The 18,987-nt window shown below is 44.5% G+C and carries 27 protein-coding genes; 5 read left to right on the forward strand and 22 right to left on the reverse strand.

Annotation, left to right across the window (positions count from 1 at the left end; all coding sequences use genetic code 11):
* Positions 1-7: 7 nt before the first annotated feature.
* Genes B9N78_RS04360 through B9N78_RS04400 form a run of 9 tightly spaced genes read right to left on the reverse strand, consistent with a single transcriptional unit; the run spans position 8 to position 6,017 of the window.
* Entirely contained in the window at positions 8-304 is a 297-nt protein-coding gene (locus B9N78_RS04360) for a head-tail joining protein (protein WP_085098855.1), read from the reverse strand.
* The gene (locus tag B9N78_RS04365; RefSeq protein WP_137982480.1) at positions 304-591 is read right to left on the reverse strand and encodes a hypothetical protein; all 288 of its coding nucleotides are present in this window, start codon (positions 589-591) and stop codon (positions 304-306) included. The genes B9N78_RS04360 and B9N78_RS04365 overlap by 1 nt, the downstream gene beginning before the upstream one ends.
* Complete coding sequence (locus tag B9N78_RS04370) at positions 521-988, reverse strand: hypothetical protein (protein WP_085098861.1); 468 nt, start codon at positions 986-988, stop codon at positions 521-523. The genes B9N78_RS04365 and B9N78_RS04370 overlap by 71 nt, the downstream gene beginning before the upstream one ends.
* Positions 985-1,359 carry an N-acetylmuramoyl-L-alanine amidase gene (locus tag B9N78_RS04375; RefSeq protein ID WP_245805467.1) on the reverse strand — a complete coding sequence of 125 codons (375 nt, stop codon included), beginning with the start codon at positions 1,357-1,359 and terminating at the stop codon, positions 985-987. Before B9N78_RS04375 ends, B9N78_RS04370 begins: the two co-directional genes overlap by 4 nt.
* Positions 1,268-1,930 (reverse strand): phage holin family protein, encoded by a 663-nt coding sequence (locus B9N78_RS18250; RefSeq protein WP_085098866.1) that lies wholly within the window; start codon positions 1,928-1,930, stop codon positions 1,268-1,270. The genes B9N78_RS04375 and B9N78_RS18250 overlap by 92 nt, the downstream gene beginning before the upstream one ends.
* A 2-nt stretch (positions 1,931-1,932) precedes the next feature.
* Positions 1,933-2,259, reverse strand: a complete 327-nt coding sequence (locus B9N78_RS04385; protein WP_085098869.1) for a DUF2190 family protein — start codon at positions 2,257-2,259, stop codon at positions 1,933-1,935.
* An 11-nt stretch (positions 2,260-2,270) separates the two neighbouring features.
* Positions 2,271-4,355, reverse strand: coding sequence for a phage major capsid protein (locus B9N78_RS04390; RefSeq protein ID WP_085098872.1), 2,085 nt, complete (start codon positions 4,353-4,355; stop codon positions 2,271-2,273).
* Positions 4,348-5,811: a phage portal protein gene (locus B9N78_RS04395; protein ID WP_085098875.1), complete on the reverse strand. Its 1,464-nt coding sequence runs from the start codon at positions 5,809-5,811 to the stop codon at positions 4,348-4,350. The genes B9N78_RS04390 and B9N78_RS04395 overlap by 8 nt, the downstream gene beginning before the upstream one ends.
* Positions 5,808-6,017, reverse strand: a complete 210-nt coding sequence (locus B9N78_RS04400) for a hypothetical protein (RefSeq protein WP_085098878.1) — start codon at positions 6,015-6,017, stop codon at positions 5,808-5,810. The genes B9N78_RS04395 and B9N78_RS04400 overlap by 4 nt, the downstream gene beginning before the upstream one ends.
* Positions 6,018-6,713: 696 nt before the next feature.
* Between B9N78_RS04400 and B9N78_RS04410 the strand changes: the two genes are divergently transcribed.
* Positions 6,714-7,418 carry a DUF4145 domain-containing protein gene (locus tag B9N78_RS04410; RefSeq protein WP_085098884.1) on the forward strand — a complete coding sequence of 235 codons (705 nt, stop codon included), beginning with the start codon at positions 6,714-6,716 and terminating at the stop codon, positions 7,416-7,418.
* Between the two features lie 41 nt (positions 7,419-7,459).
* Complete coding sequence (locus B9N78_RS04415; protein WP_085098887.1) at positions 7,460-7,873, forward strand: hypothetical protein; 414 nt, start codon at positions 7,460-7,462, stop codon at positions 7,871-7,873.
* A gap of 46 nt (positions 7,874-7,919) precedes the next feature.
* On the opposite strand, the gene B9N78_RS04420 is transcribed toward B9N78_RS04415, so the two are convergent.
* The 7 genes from B9N78_RS04420 to B9N78_RS04445 all read right to left on the reverse strand — a co-directional run bounded on the left by B9N78_RS04420 (position 7,920) and on the right by B9N78_RS04445 (position 11,774).
* Positions 7,920-8,159: a hypothetical protein gene (locus B9N78_RS04420; RefSeq protein ID WP_085098890.1), complete on the reverse strand. Its 240-nt coding sequence runs from the start codon at positions 8,157-8,159 to the stop codon at positions 7,920-7,922.
* On the reverse strand, positions 8,152-9,027 hold the full coding sequence (locus tag B9N78_RS04425; protein ID WP_085098893.1) for a Rha family transcriptional regulator: 876 nt from the start codon (positions 9,025-9,027) through the stop codon (positions 8,152-8,154). The genes B9N78_RS04420 and B9N78_RS04425 overlap by 8 nt, the downstream gene beginning before the upstream one ends.
* Before the next feature lie 77 nt (positions 9,028-9,104).
* A complete protein-coding gene (locus B9N78_RS18115) occupies positions 9,105-9,269 on the reverse strand; it encodes a hypothetical protein (protein WP_170921370.1) in 165 nt (54 codons plus the stop codon).
* A 132-nt stretch (positions 9,270-9,401) separates the two neighbouring features.
* Positions 9,402-10,007, reverse strand: coding sequence for a hypothetical protein (locus B9N78_RS04430; protein WP_085098896.1), 606 nt, complete (start codon positions 10,005-10,007; stop codon positions 9,402-9,404).
* Between the two features lie 80 nt (positions 10,008-10,087).
* Positions 10,088-10,540 (reverse strand): hypothetical protein, encoded by a 453-nt coding sequence (locus tag B9N78_RS04435; RefSeq protein ID WP_085098899.1) that lies wholly within the window; start codon positions 10,538-10,540, stop codon positions 10,088-10,090.
* Positions 10,541-10,608: 68 nt separating this feature from the next.
* Positions 10,609-11,265, reverse strand: a complete 657-nt coding sequence (locus B9N78_RS04440) for a BRCT domain-containing protein (RefSeq protein WP_085098902.1) — start codon at positions 11,263-11,265, stop codon at positions 10,609-10,611.
* Between the two features lie 248 nt (positions 11,266-11,513).
* Positions 11,514-11,774, reverse strand: a complete 261-nt coding sequence (locus B9N78_RS04445; RefSeq protein ID WP_085098905.1) for a hypothetical protein — start codon at positions 11,772-11,774, stop codon at positions 11,514-11,516.
* A gap of 156 nt (positions 11,775-11,930) precedes the next feature.
* On the opposite strand from B9N78_RS04445, the gene B9N78_RS04450 reads away from it, so the two are divergent.
* Complete coding sequence (locus tag B9N78_RS04450) at positions 11,931-12,191, forward strand: BrnT family toxin (protein ID WP_085098908.1); 261 nt, start codon at positions 11,931-11,933, stop codon at positions 12,189-12,191.
* Positions 12,181-12,417: a type II toxin-antitoxin system BrnA family antitoxin gene (brnA, locus tag B9N78_RS04455; RefSeq protein ID WP_085098910.1), complete on the forward strand. Its 237-nt coding sequence runs from the start codon at positions 12,181-12,183 to the stop codon at positions 12,415-12,417. The genes B9N78_RS04450 and brnA overlap by 11 nt, the downstream gene beginning before the upstream one ends.
* Before the next feature lie 24 nt (positions 12,418-12,441).
* Here the strand turns inward: brnA and B9N78_RS04460 are convergent, their stop codons facing one another.
* From B9N78_RS04460 to B9N78_RS04475, 4 genes are all read right to left on the reverse strand, one after another.
* Positions 12,442-12,666: a transcriptional regulator gene (locus B9N78_RS04460; protein ID WP_085098913.1), complete on the reverse strand. Its 225-nt coding sequence runs from the start codon at positions 12,664-12,666 to the stop codon at positions 12,442-12,444.
* A 1-nt stretch (position 12,667) separates the two neighbouring features.
* A complete protein-coding gene (locus tag B9N78_RS04465; RefSeq protein ID WP_085098916.1) occupies positions 12,668-14,635 on the reverse strand; it encodes a terminase gpA endonuclease subunit in 1,968 nt (655 codons plus the stop codon).
* Positions 14,613-15,182 carry a hypothetical protein gene (locus B9N78_RS04470; protein WP_085098919.1) on the reverse strand — a complete coding sequence of 190 codons (570 nt, stop codon included), beginning with the start codon at positions 15,180-15,182 and terminating at the stop codon, positions 14,613-14,615. Before B9N78_RS04470 ends, B9N78_RS04465 begins: the two co-directional genes overlap by 23 nt.
* 100 nt (positions 15,183-15,282) lie before the next feature.
* Positions 15,283-15,717 (reverse strand): hypothetical protein, encoded by a 435-nt coding sequence (locus tag B9N78_RS04475; RefSeq protein WP_085098922.1) that lies wholly within the window; start codon positions 15,715-15,717, stop codon positions 15,283-15,285.
* Positions 15,718-15,845: 128 nt separating this feature from the next.
* Between B9N78_RS04475 and B9N78_RS17985 the strand changes: the two genes are divergently transcribed.
* Complete coding sequence (locus B9N78_RS17985; protein WP_137982481.1) at positions 15,846-16,112, forward strand: hypothetical protein; 267 nt, start codon at positions 15,846-15,848, stop codon at positions 16,110-16,112.
* On the opposite strand, the gene B9N78_RS04480 is transcribed toward B9N78_RS17985, so the two are convergent.
* Together B9N78_RS04480 and B9N78_RS04485 are read right to left on the reverse strand one after the other, a co-directional pair.
* Complete coding sequence (locus tag B9N78_RS04480) at positions 16,087-18,456, reverse strand: phage/plasmid primase, P4 family (protein ID WP_085098925.1); 2,370 nt, start codon at positions 18,454-18,456, stop codon at positions 16,087-16,089. The two genes, B9N78_RS17985 and B9N78_RS04480, sit on opposite strands and share 26 nt — an antisense overlap.
* Before the next feature lie 2 nt (positions 18,457-18,458).
* Positions 18,459-18,926, reverse strand: coding sequence for a phage regulatory CII family protein (locus B9N78_RS04485; RefSeq protein WP_085098927.1), 468 nt, complete (start codon positions 18,924-18,926; stop codon positions 18,459-18,461).
* Positions 18,927-18,987 lie beyond the last annotated feature (61 nt).

Genomic DNA, 18,987 nt, shown 5'->3' on the forward strand with positions numbered 1-18,987 from the left:
AGCCTCTTTACTGAGCCAAAGAGAGTTCAAGTTTTCCAAGTCCGGAACCGTCGGGCAAAAACCTTAAAACATCGTAGGTTTTACCTTCCAAAATCACGGAATCGCCCCGTTCAAGATCGGTTCCGTCAACTTCTTTGCATGTTAGTACTGGCTCATCAGGATTAAAGATCATTGCGCGCCCTAATACGGCTTCATCCATGTCAGTATCTTTATATGCTTTGAATGGTTCTTCCCGCCCGAAAATAGTCACTTCAACAGCATCAAGACCTATAAAAAAGATATCTAAATCATCATGAATATCCATTACTCACCTGTGCCTGCTTGAAATTCGTAGCACTCAATAGTGCTTTTAAGCCCTTTGATATAAGCCTTGTTTTCAACTGTATTTTCCATGATGCGGTTTATGTTTTCCTTTGATCCGATATGCAATTCTTCAAGTAACGGTTTAAGTTCCGGTTCTTCAGGGGCAGGACATTTTTCATATTTTGCTACGACTTCAACCCGACGGACTTCATCAATTTTACTGACTCGCTTGTGAGTGCAAGCCGAGAGTATTGTTAATAAACTCAGTAGCAAGGCGACTGTCTTCATTGCTGATAACTCCTGTTGAATTGGTCACGGGATAATTGCGGGCAGAATTTAAAAGCTTCAAAGCTTTGGTCCTTTGAACACGAAACCACTTTGCCGAGTTTTGAACCTTTGCAAGTTGCCCCTGTAAACTTTGAACCACCCGCGTGGACTGACTGCGACTTTGTTTAAGCAAGGTGATTTCCGTTTGCCCTGTTCTTATTTCCAATTTGTAACCGGCTATGTCCGCATTAAGTTCAGCGTTCGCTTTTTCAAGCTTTGCAATGTCGGTGTTAAGGGATGAAATCCACATAGCCACACCCGCAATCGCAACGGTCAGAATAAGGGCAACGACAAGCCCGATTACGAGCTTGCCTTTGCCACCGCTGAAGAAACCTAAAATCAACGATACGGGAATCATGACTTCAGCTCCCAAAGCTTTTCTCTGAATATATCCATGTCTATGTTGGGACACGTCTTGTGGTCATCCAGTTCGTAATGGCCATAAACGGCATCAGGGTCTAAATTGAAATGTCGCAAAAGCTCCTGCACTTTCTGACAAGCCGCATCCATCTGAGCATTGGTGAAAGAATCCGTCCCGATAAGGCAAAGTCCGACTGAGCGGCTATTATGTCCTTTGCAATGCGCTCCCACCACATCAAGCGGACGGCCTGATTCAAGTATGCCGTCTTCGGCAGGATTATATTCTGCGCGGCTTGTGCGGTGGCCGTTCAGGAACACCCCATGATACCCGATCCCGCTCCACCCTCTCTCCAGATGCCACTGGTTGATTACTGCCGCGTCCCCCCAAGTTGAATCCGAGCAATGGATCACTACCATGTCCACTAGACGTTCCATAACGACTCCTGTTTTGAATCGGATCAAATTCGTCTCTGAATGACTTAATCCGGTCTGTCAGTTGGCGCGGAATGACATGCACATCCATTTCCGCAAGGTGAACTGAAACACTTAAAAATTCATTTGAAGCTAAATACATAACCAGAAATTCACGGATATAAGCAAAGACAGAAGGCAAGGATTCATCAAGGGTGATATCAAGCATATTCGCCATGATGATTGCCACGGCATAAACGAAAAACTTGCTTAATCCGTGTCTGAATTTCACACTGCTGTATGAACCATTTTGCAAGGCTCTAAAAAGCCCAAGCACAAAATCAGACAGATAAAGAATCGCTAAAGCCAGAAGAGCTTTATCGAACCCGCCGAACAGCCATGAGGCCGCAGTGCAACAACTGGCTAGGCAGGCTTTGATTGTGATATTGTCGAAAAGTTGATTCATATCTGTCTCGAATTCTTCTTTCAGGTCCGAACCGGATAAGCCCGAATCCGGACCTGAATTCATAATTAAGCGTTAAGCTTTACTCTTACGGTTGCATCTTCAGCCACAGCTGAAACAAAGGCCACGCCCGCTTTCGTATTTCCACCTTCTGTCGCTGTGATGCTCTTTCCCGGTGTTAAATAAACCTGTGCGCCCTGCTCAATTGCCGCCGCAGTTTTGGGAAGTTCCCAAACTTCCTCGGTTGCAAGTTCGCCTGTTGCTCCATTGGGAATATCAATCAGAGCCACGCCCACCAGAGCGCCTACAACAACGGCTGAACCGGACAGAACATCTGCTCCGGTTGAGTTCGTCCACGTCATGGTTTTACCAATCTGAATGTAATTACCTGCCATGATAGTTCTCCTTATTTGCCGGGGTTCTTCTGGAATCCGCGGTGATCCATAAGCCCTGCACCAGCTTCGAGACGAACCTTGATTTTAAGGCCGTCTGAATCAAAATCAGGTTCTTCATCAACAAATGGGGATTCAATGCCGTCAAGGAATGCAACTTCGATGGTATCCACCTGTGCGGGATCGCCGATCAGGTAAAAAGCATCGGGGTCGACATCATCAAGGCGTGGTTCGGAAATTGGTTCAAGTTTTCCGGCCCAAGGATTGTGAACACCGGAAGACATGTTTGCATCCGGCAGAGCCGCAGAACGGATAAGCACCTCAGCTTCGGTTTCCTGTGCGACTGGAGTCAGCAGAAAACGAGGACGCAAATCAAGACGCGCACCATTCGGCCCTTTCTGCATACGCATACCCTTACGGCCAGCATTTAAAGTGGCCGCAGAGACACGCCCTTTAACAGTGTCTTCAAGGTTATTGTGCTTGGCATGGAACAGGTTGTAATTATCGCTCATTTTAGGATTAGAAAGCAGCAAACCATAAACAATATCTGCAACCTTGCGGGCCGAAGCATTACCGAACAATTGCGGAATACGGGTAAAGACTCGCAAATCATCATTAACCATCATTTCACGAGTCAAGCGCACGTTTTTGCCGTAACGGGCAATACGGTAGCTTTCCATGGAATCGCTGAACGAACCTGTTTTGTATTCACCATGTTCGTTGATAAGTTCCAGATCAGGAGCTTCGGAAAGGCTTACGCCGTGTATCTCTTTAAAATCAGTAGCGGGAATTATGTTTACCCAAGGCCGCCACGTTGCCGGAGCTTCGGCATATGCTTTGAGCAACACTTTATTAGTTATTGCCGCAAATATTGACGGAAAATCGCTAGTGGAAGCTCCGAATTGCTGAGGCCTAAGTACTTGTGAAGCAAGCTTTGCCTGTGACATTCCACGAGTTGAAACACCGCTTCTTTCAAGGATATCCCTTGCAAGATCAGTAAGACGCATAACTCTGAAATCTTCATAGCCCGGTGCGGGTTTTTCTTCCCTTATGCCAGCACGGAAAAGCATTCCGGACACAGCCGCATCATGCAATTTTTCACCTTCAGTACGTCCGGCAAGAATATGCCCTGCCGGAGCAAGCGGCTGGTGCTGGGAACTCAGTTCCGCCAAAATCAACTTATTCAAATCACTTGTCCCTTTTCCGCCATCAACCAGCTTTTTACGGAAATTCGCAGACAGTCCGAACATTCCAACTTGCTCATCAATAAAATTAATGCGCTGGCGTTCCGCAAGGGCTACTTGCTGTTCATTAACCTGCAATGGTTGCGGCTGTTCACTTTGGTTAGCCAGAGCTTGCGGGGTTGGAATTACTGGTTCTACTTTCGAAGCAACAACCCCGCTCATCCATGCAGGTGCATCTTCAAGGTTATTCAGGGCTTCATAATTAAGCCCCATTTCTTTTAATAGAGTGCGGGCAGAGTCCTCAGTGACATTTTCAAGGCCATTAGCCCGCAGGAAAAGTTTCAACCATTTTTTCATGACTGATTCCTCCGGTTTAGGTTTTGGCCGTTCATTCATCGCCACGGCCTCGGTAGCTCCATCCGCGCCAAGAACGCAGAAGGAAGTTTCACGCACAAACGACTTGCGCCACACGTATAAAGGTCCGGCAAGCTCCTCACCGTTAACAATAACGGTTGCGCCTGCTTTCACTTCTTCAACAGCTTCGGGCCATACTCCAATGGATGCCTGCCACGGGAATTTTTGATCAGAAAGTTTAATAACTTCCTTGGCATCGTCCGTATCCAAAAAGAATCCTTCCAGCACCAAGCCGCATTCTTCCACGCTGATTGAATCCGCAATGCCGATCTTTTTGTCAGAATCGTGTTCTTCTAAAATGGGAATGCGGTTTTCTGTACGGATGCCGGAAAGCTCAATTACAAAACTACCCATGAACCGCTGAACAACTGATCCGGTGTAACCGACAATGTGAAAACGGCGCGGCTTGCCTTCTTCCTGTTCTGAGAGGTTCAGACCAGCCGTTAATTGCAGTGGCGCATTTTCATTTTCCGCAAGGTTTAAGGGGAAAAACTTATTCACTTTTAGTCTCCGTTAAACCCCGTTTCTTGAGGTCGTCATTTTCACGGGCCAACTGTTCAACCACTTCGTCATAGTCTTCGCCCCGCTCCGCACAGATTTTACGGCGGGTAGTACAGCCCATATTGAGCAATGACTCTGCGGACTTCGCATCCTTAACAGGATCAACCCAAGACCAGCCGGGGAACTGACAGCTTGCCGGAACACTAGGGCCAGTCAGTAAAGGTTCAAGCCCGCCCAGCCAGAGCATGCGGCAGAACATTTTCCATGTTGGCATTATGGCCTTGCGGCCCATAAGATTTTGCTGAACACGATAACCGCGCCGTTCTTCCAGAGTGGCGGAACGGGCGGACGCAAAGGAGGCATCTGAATAATCGTTTGAAAAAGCTTCGTAAGACATGCCGAAGCCTGTAGAACTGCCGCGCAAACTTGTTTTTACATACGGTTCATAAGTCGGGCCGGGGTGCGTGAACTGGGCTTCATGAACCTTAGTTCCTTGCGGCAAGGTCACAATCTGCCCCGGTTCAACGTAATCTGGAATGTACCCTTCCACGCCCTCGGCCTGATTCATCATTTCGCCGCCTAGCGGATTCATCATTTCCGCATAAGGAGTTTCAACAAAGAATCCGAAAGCCGCCATAAGCCGTGCAACAATACGGTGCGAGTCCTGAAATTCGCTGAAATCGCGCATTTCCATAACCACCGGAGCCATCCAAGAAATGCCACGGTTCTGACTGGAGCGGACAGGCCGAAAAATATGACGCACCCACTGAGCAGAAACACGAATAGATTCACGGCTCAACAAGCGGCGCATATCACCGGGGTGTTCGCTGTATAAATGGTAAGCAACAGGATGCCCTTTGCGATTGAACTCAACGCCACGCATGGCGTAACCGCCACCCGCTAAAGGCCCATCAACGGAGCTGTCCAGATAGTCGCACTCCAAAAGTTCAACGCCCAAAGGAGCAAGCCCATGCTTCATAAGGTCAGGATCAGGATAGAAACGGAGAAGGCATTCACCGTCCTGCCAAAGGTGATTCATAATAAGCCGTTGCTTATCTTCAAAACCGACTTCATCCGCTTCCGCCCAGTCTTTCCAGTGCTGTTCAATTTTGCGGTTAAAGGTGTGGTCAAGATCACCATCCGCATTAAGCTGTGCGGCCTGCGGTTTGATTCCGGTATAGATAACGTTGTTTGCTATGCGTTCCAGCGCACCGGAAACATGGGCCGAGTTACGCACCAGATCACGAGCACGAGCCACAATTAAGGCATGTTCATTTCGTGAAAGAGTATCGGCACTACGGCTGGTAGGTCGCCAACTGGAATTAGGCCCACGACGGGATGCCGCAGAGTAAGCGGAAAGAGTTGCACGGCTACGGCACCAGCTTGCCGCAGCATCGGGCGAAATTGCACCGACACACTGAGCAACAAAGGAAGTCCAGCCATCATAGACGTTCATCTACGCCCCCGAAACGAAGCACGGGCAATAAACCCCTTGCCGCCGTTACCAGCAAAAGCAAGGCGCATTTCCACTTTCTCCCGCTCAGAATAAAGCGACTGCAAAGAACCACGGGTGAGAGTCCGACCATTCAAGGTATAGGACTGTGCGCCGCCTTCAATTGCTTCGATTGCCTTATTTAGAGAGTCCAGCCGTTTCTGGAGCATTAAAAAACCTCGATTATTATGGTTGTCCTTCAAGTTGGGACAATCATAACAATCGAGGTGGTTATTTTGGAATGGGGTTGTTTACTGGGGTGTAAAATTTACTGGGTTGAAAAAATTATTTCTTTACAAGTCTATTTCGAATAATTAGCTTTAAAATAATTTATAAACATTATCAAAACAAGAAGTTACAATGGACGAAATATTCAAAACTAAAGTTGGATTTACTGTTACTCTACTAGCGGTAATCTTCACAATAAAACCACTTATCGACCAACAAGCCTCTTTAGGGTTTACGATTTTCGATTCTGCTATAACAATAAGTTACGCATATAATACTTTTGCTTTATTTTTATGCCTATCAGTATACTGTATTTCTCTCCAGTTCTTAGTCCCTGCAAGTGTATTACTTCCTAAACTGATTAACACCTTTTATGCCGTTGCGTTAAGTACCCCCCTATTTTTTGTTTTCTTTGGGGTACTACTCTTACATTTAATTGGATAACCAGCCATCTGCCTCTGATTTCTTCAGAACTTTTAAATTTTATCTCAGGAACCTTTTCTGGAGTTACGGCTTCACTTCTCACTTATATCTTAATACACAATTTTAACAAAAGACTTTCTAAAATAGACATCACACAGGAAAGAAAAGAAAGCTTCGAACAACTAAATAGAGCACGAAATTTATTTAAATCTGAAATGTACGACTTATCAGTTCTTGAAGCATTCAAAGTAGTTGAATCCACCCTACAAAGATTAACTGAGGCGTATGGAATTCCTCCACAAAAGAACTTCATGAATCTTTTAAAAGAATGCGGAAAACGAAACCTACTTGATCAAGTAGACATTAATTTACTTAATGATATTCGCGGTAAAAGAAACGCATCTGCCCACTATATAGACTCAATCGACAAAGAAACTGCAAATAACATTCTACATATTTCTACAATTTTAATTACAAAACTAGAATCAATACCTAATGCTGACGCCTTTACTTGGCTCATGTACAATAGGAACAATGTTATCAACTTATTCAAAGAAGGAAATTCTAAAAAATGCAAAGAAGCAATCAACAAATTAAGGACAGCATGGAATAAAAGAGATGGTGCAGTGTCTGGAGAAATTGGAATATTTTTTGAGACAGCTCTAATTAATGCTCCTCATCTCATAATCGAACTCTTTGATTCAAACGATCAAGAGTTAGAAAATTGGCTTAGCCAAATTGATTATCAAATTTTCACTGATTTTATAGGAGGACAAACACGTCTTATGCAAAAAACAAAAAATCAGATTATTCAAAGCCTTGAAACATATATTAGTCATTGTGATAGCCAAAAAAATATAAACAAAGCTACACGAATTTTAAATGCGGTTAAAATTGCTGAAATATATGAGATTGATTAACTTTACAACATGCCAAAATATAAATAAAAAAAGCACAATACATGAAAAAGAAAGCCAACAGAGAAAAGGTAATTAAACGCCTATCTAAAGAGAAATATCTATTCGCACCATTAACCTTATTTTCTGCAACATTTTTTTTAGTAATAATGGGTCTTAAGCAAGGGGGAGGAAACTTTCTTATTGAGGCATCAGCACTTCTATTTGCCTTATCTTTAGGTATTTTTGGGCCATTATCATATGTTTTATTTTTCCGAGAAATAAACTTTGATAAAAAAGTATTATTTAAGACTGAATACTATAAATTCGCTTACTTTCTTATGGTATGTGGATACATTAGTGTACCAACAGCGATAGCTATGCTTGTATTATCGGAGTCCTTATTGGCAGGAGGAATTACTGTCAGTGTATTTTTTCTTATCATATTCATCTCTACGGATGTGATCAAAGACAAATAAGCCCCGCTAAAGCGGGGCTTCTCTTATGTCCTTCGTATCTACTTCCTTACTTCCGCACTAACTCCAAAACCGCCGCAGGCTTCCCCCTCCGCGCATTCTTCTTTTGCACTTCCACTTCATACATACTGAAAGCTTCGGCCCCTTCTGAAATTGTCTTTTTGATTAAGCCCAACATAAAAGCTTCGCCATAACGGTGATCATCTTCCAGCTTTTCTTGCAAGTACTCAAGCGTACAGGCCGCCGACATCATATCCGAAACATGGTGACATAAATCATCTTTAAGCATGACGCACCTCCCCGCAAAGCCCTTGTTCCGCTTCGATCAGGGCATCATAAGCTAAAAGCATGGCTTGTCTTTCCGGCCTTGGGAGGCTGGACAAGTTTTTAAGCAGGAGTTCTTTGGCGGTGGCAATGCAGGATTCTGGAGAATTCTGGCTATAATCAGGATTTGCGGGTGCAGGAAGCTCTAACGGCTCCGATCCTGCCGGAAGCGGATTGTATGGCGCAATGCCCCAAAGCATACGGGGCCGTTCTCCGTTTACACGTGGGCGGGTTTCTTTAACGCTTCTTATCATGGCGTACAGGTCAGTAAAAAATCTTGCACGATGCACAGCTCGGCATTGTGTGCGTTTGCAATAAATCTGGTAACTTTCGTAAAGCTCAGTTTTTGATACTCTGCCCCATGAGGCCACTTCGCAAGCTTCTTCAATAAAAGCATGCACCGAGTTGTCACGGATCAGGCAATCCGAGATTGCTTGAATGGTTTCATTTTCTATCGGCCTGTTCCGCACACGCAAAAGTTCCTGCTCCATTGCATTGAAAGCTTCGATATAGCGAATCTTCCATTGCATGGCCTTCTTTCCGGTGAAGCCCATTACTAGCAGGGTGAAGCCGTCACGGGTTATGTTGTATGCGGGTCTGGCTTCGCCCTTGGCATCTAAATATTCAACGGGCTGAAAATTCAGCTCGTTAAATTTAACCGGAACTTCCAGTTTATCAATGGACTGTAAAACATTCTTATGCTGTTTGCCAAAATGATCGGCAATTGTAAGAGACGAAACAACGGGCTTACCATTCGTAATGATAAGCGTAGGGGAACCGACAACTGAACTGTTGTCAGAAGTGATTGAATTGGCTAAGTTCTGTTCAGCCATAACGCACCTCCAGTAAGGTCGTTTGTGGTTAGGCTCGGTTCTGGTGTTGTCGCACCGTTCCGGGCCGTTTTTATGGGCTACTTTTCTTCTTTCTTTTTCTTTTCTGCTTCGGCTATTCTTCTTTCCATTTCCTCTATGAATATCTCTTTAAAAGTTATTTCATGCTCCACGGCGTATAGTTTGTAACGCTTGTGGTCTGCCTTATCTATTCTAATGTTAAACGCTGTTGTTTCATTCGCCATAAGTACACATGTACACGCATACATAAAAATGTCAAGTGGGGATTATATTTATGGGTTGAAAAATATATCGCTTCCCAAAAAAAAGGACGGCTAAGAATTGAGCCATCCTTAAAGTCTAAAATATTTTTCCCATTATACGGTCACCTGAGTGCGTATTTGATCTTTCATTATACTTTCCACTTTATCTAGTCTTTCAAAAAACTCTCTGACTGCTTCATCTGCAGTACGTGAAGAAGTATCGTCTCCAAATTTATGATTAAAAATCAAACTTAATGCTTCATCAAATTCATTTTTAGCTTCACCTGACAAAATAGCTCCCCACGTCGACATATAATTAAGAAGCATGTCCTCTATACGAGGAAAATCTTGGATAGTTTCAGAACAAACCTCTCCCCAGTCTTTACCAGGGAAATCATTCCTTGGGTTAACTTTAATACTCAAAGCAATAAATGCTGAAGCAGCTTCTAATTCCAGTCGGAACAAAATTTCAGACTTCTGATATTTCATTTTTACAGACTCTGTCTGTTGAATTAAGTTGTTTTTAAAATCTTCAGTCTGTTGAACTAAATCATTTTTTAAAACTTCTAAATCTTTATTGTAGCGAGCTTTCTCTTTTTCCATCAGTCGATCAGCCCAAATTTTCCCCAACCAACTTGAACAAGCTGCTATGATTGCAGCACCGCCACCAAATGAGACTACAACTGCCGAAGCAATACCCATAGCTTCACCAAATTCCATACTTACTCCTTACATAAAAACTAAAACGAAATTTAAAAAACGCAACAACAAAGCCCGCCAGAAGGCGGGCTTTTTATAAACTATAAGGATCGTTTTTTTCTTTTTCGGTTAGTTTGTATAGCTCTATAGTATTCAGGCCTCTGATACTGTTGGTTGCAGTTATTACAAGTAAACCTACGATCTTCAACTTGAAGAGGTATATATTTACCCTCAGTATGACATTTTAAACAATACCTAACAAATTTACCTTCTATTTCAGTTTCATAAACGCCATAGTTTTCATTAAATGTAAGCTCACTGTCCCGTTTTAATCGATCTTCAAGCTCTTTAATCTTATTATCTTTTTCTAAAAGAACGTCTTTCACATCAGCAAACTGTATCTTTGCATCCGCCAAAGCTTCAATCAAATTTGCTAACTGCAACTTCAAATCTGCCTGTTTAATTGCATCACTAACTTCGCTAATTTTCTTAGTAATATCAATCGCAGTTTTAATTCCTGCCTGTGCTGCTTTTATGATCGCAATAGATTCCATTCAAAAGTCTCCAATTACTTATCTAATCTAGATACATACAAAATTAAATTCGATTAGTTCTTAACGGCCTATTCGATGGGTTCACAATCAGCACATTGAGTAAACCAATGTTCCTCACTAACAATATAAATTTCACTGCCCTGATCCCGCAAATCGATAGCCTTCTCAATCTTGCGCCCATAAGAAGAATGCTTCCAGTTCGGGCTGGAAAGGTCACCAATAACAAGGTAATCAACAAGCTTACTTACGCCACTTTTTACTTCACCACCTCGACTTGTAATCATATCCGCAACCTTATTGCGGACTCCAGTTGCAAACTTACCAGTGACTACAAAAATTTCATTTTCAAAAACCATAGATGGTTCTGGAATTGTAAGCGGCAACGTTGTTGCACCGGAACGGGGTATAGCTTCCCCCTCTACGGACTCCACACCCACAACCTTTCTAGCCAACTCGCAAAAGTTTTCCTGTTCTTCTTCTGTCCAAACATCATCAGCAAGATATTCTTCAAGCCGTTCTTTAAGAATCCGACCATGCCAATGACACAGGCAAGTATCATGCTCATCAATCCAATTCAGTAAAAAACGAGCTTCGGCTTCGACCACAACGCCATCAGCTAAAAGTCCACGGCACAAGCCGATAAGCTCATCAGCATCACGGTCGTCGCGCATGGCAATATTAAAACGTGAAATCAACGCCTCGTCACGATCATCAAAATTATTCATCAAGCACCCCCATTATTGAAATTGTTAATGAGAGTGTTATATAAAATATATAAGAGGATCAAGGCAGGATTGAAGATTAGGCATGAAAAAGCCCGCCGGAGGGCGGGCTGTAGCATTGCGCTTTTTTAGAGATTTCTTATGAAGTAAATGTCATCTAAAAATTGTATTATATATTTTCTATAAAATTATATCAATGTATTATCTATAAGTATATCAAGTGTGCTACAGCATAAAGTAAAATCAACGAATTAGTTGTCGAGGATGCTAAAGACGATTGAATCATGTTTTACATCATCAATTCTAAATTCAATTGCATCCGGTTTACCTAAACCAAATTCAATTTCTAAATAACAATTCTTGTTTTCGTATTCAGTTTCAAAGCTATAAATTCCATGTGGAAGACTTTCCAATGCTTCATCTGTTGGTAAACTAGAATCTAATTCAGGGAATGAAAATACAATCTTTTCTCGAGAATCAAGTGAATTTGGAAAAACGGCTATCGTTTTCATAATTCCTCCTAGGATAAAGGGTTAAGATATCTTGGACAATCCAAGACTCAATCACATTAATCACTTTTTTTAGATAAGCAAGATCTAATTCGAAAAATTAAGATACACTACGCTACTCCCTCTTGACAACAAACAACAAAAATATACAATACAGGTATGCAGTTTGAATACGATGAAAACAAAAGTGCATCCAATTTAGAAAAACATGGGATTGACTTCAAACAGGCGCAAGCCCTTTGGAATGATCCTAACTTGCTGGAAATTCCGGCACGTACTCAAGACGAACCCCGTATTTTCTTTATTGGAATTATGAACGGCAAACACTGGTCAGCCGTAACAACTCCACGCAATGGAGTTACCCGCATTATATCAGTGCGCCGTTCCAGAAAAAAGGAGGTGGAACTTTATGAAAGCTAAAGAATTTGATGATGCTTTTGAATCAGATCAGGACATAACTGAACAACTGGACTTATCCAAAGCCACCAGACCGAATAAAGACATTAAACGGGTGAACGTAGATTTCCCCGCATGGATGATAATAGCTTTGGATCGTGAAGCTGAAAGACTTGGTATAAATAGACAGGCTGTAATCAAAACATGGATTGCAAACCGCATAGACTCACAACACCCAACAGAACATTAATATACCCCGCTTCGGCGGGGTTTTCTATTCCCCCTGAATACTCTTAACCCCCTGCCCCATCTGAGCCAACAAGCACCCATGCTCCTTACACTTATGATACCGAATCTTAATCCCCCCATCCCACTTAGGCGATGAAGTAACCGGAATCCGCACAGCTCCACACCACGGACACACCGCGCCATCCTTGGGGCTGAATATTACGCCCTCTTTCGCTTTAGCCATTGCCGCCGCTATTAACTTGGCTGACATACTATCTACCACCGTTAGTGTAAGGATTAACTTTCTTTCTAGGGGCTTGCATCTTAGTTTTCATACCCGCTTGCTTGTAAGACTTAACGCCCAGCAAATCCGCAGCCGCAAGGTTGTATCCGGCAATATCCCATGCATGGTTGGGCCGCCCTTTCGGACACTCCCAAAACCCCTTTTCATTCACGTATTCAGCGGTCATTTCCCGCGCCCACGCATCCGAAACTTCGCTGTGCAGGTGATACGCTCCCGGATCAGCGGGATTAATGGCAAGGCGATTGGATAAAGCGTTCTTGTAATGCGTCACATTCACCCGCAAAAGCTTAAGGCCGCCGGGAATCGGTTTGTTTGAACCGGGGTAAATATCAATCTGGCTGTATGAAAACGGGCGGGCCATTGTCTGTTCACCTTTCAACGGCAGTATTCGCCCCCGATTAAGTCGGCAAAAATCGTAAACTTCATCTGTCCGATGCCCCATTGCATCTATTAGAGCCAAGCGCACAATATAAGGATTGCCTTCTGCGTCCTTGTATTCCCGTTCCCAAAGAACCTCAGCAAGTGCTTCAAAGCTGTCTACTTCACCATCAGCAATAAGCCACGATTCATGCACCATGCCGTAACCCCATGCACGAATTTCATAAGGGAAATATCCGCCCCTGCCGGACTGCGTATCAATGGCGGCAGTGAGACAGGCCACCACGTCACCACTCGGAACAAGCAAGCGAGGGCGATCATCTTTAAGCGCAAGAACCTTATCTTCACTGCGTTCCTGCTGATAGTTAACCCACGGTTCCGCCTTGTGAGAGTTCATAAAGTCCTTTAATTTTTCACGCCATTCAGGATTAAGGCCGGACTTCTGACCCCTCAAAAATGCGGCGGCTACTTCGGATAGAGAAACGAATCTCGACAGCCAACTAGGAATATGAAAGCCGATTTTCTTAGGCCGCTTCGATTTAAGGTAAGCTTCAAGCGGAGTGCCGGAAACACGATCAAACCATGCGCCAAAACTTACGGCCTTATCCCGTGTTCCATCATCCCACTTGCAACCCATGTTCGGGCATTCATACCACGCCAGCTTTTCGGCCTCGACCCGTTCGGCATGTTGGGAAGGATCGGCCTTTTCTCTTTCCGGCCATTTAATCTGGTCAAAATTCATTTCATGCTCATAACCGCAAATCGGGCAACGCACCTTATAGCCGAAAACAACCTGCGCTTCGATATTCAGAGCCGTCCAGATAGGGCCGCTTTCATTTGTCGGTGTAGAAATTTTCAAAAATTTGCGGTTGCGATAAGTACGCCCGCGCTTTTCCGCCAGACTGAGCGGATCGGCTTCTTTCTTGTTTGTGGAAGTGGGATATTTATCAATCTCATCAAAGAAAACATACCGGATAGGCTTGGATGCCAGACGGGATGCAGAGTGCGCCCAGCCCATATAGATCGGCATGTGCCGTAAATTTATGCGGAGCGAGGCTTCATCATCCGTTGAGCCAGTCAGATACTTTGTAAGTTTCGGTGAAGTTTTGAGCATGGGCAGAACTCTATCCCTGCTCGAATCCTTCGCCGCTGTCATATCGGGATAGATAATCATTGCCGGACTCGGTTCACGATCCACGGCATAGCCCAGCGCATTAAGCAGCACTTCGGTTTTACCAACCTGCGGAGCGGCACAGACAACAACGGTTTGAACTCCGCTATGGAAAAGGCTGTCCATTATGTCGGTAAGGTAAGGCGTTACATCATTGCGCCACATGCCCGGTAAGGAACTGGATTCAGGAACCAGAATGCGCGACTGCTCCGCCCATCTGCTTACCTTGATCTTTTTACGCTTCCGCAAAATCTGCTTTTCACCCCTGCTGAATGAAAAGGTGAACCGCTTCCCAATCATTTCCGGCGATATTGAAAAGCGACCGACCGGAACTGGTACAGCCCTTCCGTTACCTACCAGATTTTTAACTATCGAACTGGTTTCCACTTACAAACTCCATTGTGATTTCATCAGTACGCGCAAACTCGCTCAGTAATTCGTCTAGCTCGTCATTCAAAAGCTGAATGAAAGCGTCTTCATGTTCCGGATTCCCTTCAACAGCATGGATTAATTCACGCCCTTTCATCAAAAACAGTTGGCGAAGGCCCGTATCCAGTACCGAAGTTTTACCCGCCATAAGCATTTCCACGCTTTCACGGTCAATGAGCTTGCCTTGTGTCTGCTCAAGTTTCAGCCGCCTAAGCTCCGCTTCGTATTCCTTGTCCTTGGCTTTCGCTTCCTGAAAACGCTTTGCCGCATCACCAGTTAATCCTTCCTCGTCCGGCTGTTCCGCTTCCACTTTTTTACCAACGGGAACCCAGCCGAGTTGCAGGGCAAGTTCTGAGATATCACTTTCGTAATATTTGCCGCCAATGGGCTTCACCTGTTTATCCTTCCCGACGTAATTGAAGAACGTACGCCGCGAAATCTGCCAGCCTTCCTGCCCGAACTTAATCCAAGCTTGATTTATAGAATTGTAAAATTTTTCAGCCATTTAAGTAGCACCTGAATTGTGAAAGTGACACGTTTGATACAGTTTGTGCAGTGTGCATATTTTTTAAAACATTCCGTGTGCAAAAGACTCGAGCCTCACGTTACCCGTGTTTCGGGGATCGCTGGGGAGTACCTAAAGGCAACATGGTGCTGATAATTTTCTTTGGTGGTTCGTCACCGTGAAAAGGTAAGCGATTCAGGTAGCATAAACAGATCAACGGCGCGGCTTGCTCAAACAGCTCCCACATTTGCCACACGGTTTCACCATTCGCCTTGCCCCATGCTTCATCAATCACCACGACCAGCTCATCCGCCTTGTTTCGTTTGACCATAAACATCTGCCGATGCTCCCGAATCAATACGCCTAGCTTCTTCATTGCCTTGTGTCCGATTTCAAATGACTGCCAATGCCGATTGAATTCATCTTCGGATATAGGTTCAACTTCTTCCTGTTGGCATAACCGTTTGAACTTATTGAAAGCTGTTTCCGGTTCACCCTTTTTGTATTTGCTTTGAAGCTTTGCCAGTGCATTCATTTCGGTACCATGTCCAAGTCTTGTCCCGGGTCGATTAAAACCGAAAACAATTGATAACTCTTATTTTTTTAACATCTGTCCAAGTGGTCCGTGTACCAGACCATAAAACCAAATGCTCAGAGTCTCGCGTGCGGGTACATATACGCGCACACGCACGTAAGGAGATTTCTGAATTGACGTGGACCGTTGGTACCACGTGGACAGAGCCAGTATTCATGCGGGTTTGCAAAATTACATGCGGGACCGAATGGACCGGACACATGGACCGTCTCGCCAAGGGAGCGGATATTTGCATACATGAATCAAAATGTCCGGCAAACGAGGCGCGGCCACGCTGCCGATTTGAAAGGGGTGCGGGGAAAACAGACATCATGAAGCCGTCAACTCAAACTTAGTTTTAATGCCAGTAATCATGCGACAACGCCGACCATCTACACGTGGCCGTGTCTCTCTGAGAGTCTTGACCGCTGAATAGAGTTCTCTGAAAAAGTTCTCCTTATGCATGGGCTGATAGCCATTCTTACCGCTGTAATCACGATAGGATTTATAGAGCGAGTCCTTCGATTCCTTAACCCCGTCTGATATCTCGCAGGTATCCTCGACAAATGCCTGAACAGGATTGTTGAGCCGTCTGTAATCCATTAGCAGATCAATTGTTTCATCCGATGCCGTAAACCGCCCCTGCTCGTACAGACGATGCAGACCGACCAACGCCCAATGAAATATTTCCGACAGCTCGTTCTCTTTGAGTTCTTTGAATAGATTTGGATTGCGATCAGGATCACCTTCGAGATATTGCCGCTTAAATTTGATAGGCAACATGCGCCTGAAAAAGCCGTCCGTATTATCCAGAACACGAGGCAGTTTATTAGCCGCAAATGCCAGCTTACAGAACGGCGGGAACTCAAATGAATCTTTATGCTTAAATGCGCCCTGAATAGTGTCACCGGAAACAACAGCCTTAAAGGTAGGTGTTTCCATAGCGGCAGAGCCTATTTCAGTAGAAATATTGAGAAGCTTGTTATAGAGGCTGGCGCGTCGGAACTGATCTTCCAAATCCTGAAACGCCACCGCCGAACAGTTTGCAGGGGCAACAAGCTCCCGCGCAATTTTCAGGTATGTTGATTTACCATCCGAACCGTCACCGAGAAGCAACAGACATTTTTCATAATGCACGTCACGAGTCAGACAATAGCCCATGAACTCTTGGAGCTGAGCAATAGGTTCGGGAGTCTGAACCGTTTCATCAAGAAACTTAAGCCAACGGTCACACCTAGAAGCTGAATCCGGATTAAACGATACACCGAGGCAGATTGTAGAATAGTAATCAGGTTCATGCGATTTAAGCTCAAGCGTTTTTAAATTGAGCATGCCGTTTTGCAGACACACCCATTCACCACGGTCATTAACTTCCCGACCATGCGGAAGATTCGCAAGGTTAATGGCTAACGACGTGGCATCGTTCACACGTGCGGTTGTGGCTTCTATGCCGAGGTAATTGGTAGCCGCCTGTTGCAGGTTGCCCCGTGAAATTTGTTCCCAGTATTTGCCGTTCCAGCGATAGAGCAATCCTGTAAGGTCGTCATAAAGCAAAGGCTGATCCTGAAGCAGTTGATCCGCCAAAAGCCGAGGCTTGAAAGTACGCTCCCGAAAAAACGCCCATTCTCCGCCACTTTCACCCGCTTTTGCAACCTCAACCTTGCGAGCAGATGCAAACAACGCTTGTAGAGCTTTTGCATTCTGCTTGAACTTCACAAAGTAATCTGTCAGGTCCATCCCTTCTTTTTCGGGCAATGAACCATCTTGATTGCGGCCCATGAAGTCCGGCCATTCGATTATGCGGACAGACCTTGCGACTTGAACCAGACAGCGAGCCGCATTATCTGCATGTTCCTGCCCCGGTTGATCCGCATCATAAGCAATAATTACATCACGCCCATTAAAAGGCTGTAAATGCTCATTTGACCATCTGGCGGTCTTTGATGTTTGAGTAATGGCATTGAAACCGTAAGACAGAGCGCAAATAGTATCCGGCTCCCCTTCGCACAAAAGCACAGGGCCGGACTTACCAAGCAAAGCAGGAGCCGGAAACAAACGAGCGTTTCCGTATCCCCTGCCCCATGACATAATCTTTTTTTGCAGATTAGTGCCGGGCTTGCGATACAAGCGGATATTATGAAGCTCACCGTTATTGTCACGAATAGGAATAGCAACACGCATGGATTGACCGTTGATTGGGCGAACCTTGTTCTCCTTGTCCCTGAACACCATCTGCATACGCAAATCAAGCCGCTTGATGATATCAGGATTCCAGCCACGCTCTTTTTGCAACAGCTTGAACCAATCATCCGGCAACAGGTGCATGTAACCCCAAATATCTTCGGGGATAACAGCACCACCGCCACGCTTAGATTCCTTGCGCTTTGCTTGAACCGTCTGCTTTACCTTTGGCGCATCATTAACGCCATGCCCGTATTTATCTTTAAATTCTTTAAAGGCTAGCTCATTAGGCAAACCTGTAACCAGACTATAAAGCTTAATCAGGTCGCCACAGTCGGTGCATCCTGCTAAACATTTGAAATAATCTTCTGTAAAATTATACCCGAAAGATGGATTATCATCTGAATGAAGAGGACACTTGCCATTCAGCCAGTCGCCTGATTCTTCCGAGACTTCAAAAAGAGTACGAGCAATGCTCGCTCGTTCTTCTGCAGAAAGATTTGTTCCGGCCCAGCCCATAGTTATTCCTCAACCAGTGCTTTGATGCCGTTACGCCAATGCAGAGCCGCAGAAATGAACTCCATCATTTCTTTTTCAAATTCTGCAAATTCATGCGGTTCAATCCGTCCATCTTCCATAATTGAGGCAAACTTAACCACGGCATCGCTGAACTCTTTAGTTGTCCGGTTCATGTCGTTTTCCAAGTGCCCTGTAAAAATGCCCGCTTCCGGCAACGGAAAAACCACCATATTCATCTGGTGGGCAATTGCCTCAAGCGGCGTAATTGAACCGCATGTTTTCATAAGCGGCACAAGGTCCAAAACACCCATTTTTGCGGTAGAATCTTCGGGGTTCAGTTCCTTGTATAAAGTCCAATGGCTTTTAGCAGACCCGAAAGTCTGTTCGCTTATTTGCTCAACCGATAAAGTCCGATGCCGTAGCACCATATTTTGAATTTCTAAGGCTACGCTTTTACGTGAATTATTCATGACTTCCCCTTATGTCTTCCAAAGCAAATCTTTATCTGTAGTAGATAGAGCGTTACTCCGG

This window comes from Desulfovibrio gilichinskyi (assembly GCF_900177375.1).
Classification (GTDB): Bacteria; Desulfobacterota; Desulfovibrionia; order Desulfovibrionales; family Desulfovibrionaceae; genus Maridesulfovibrio; species Maridesulfovibrio gilichinskyi.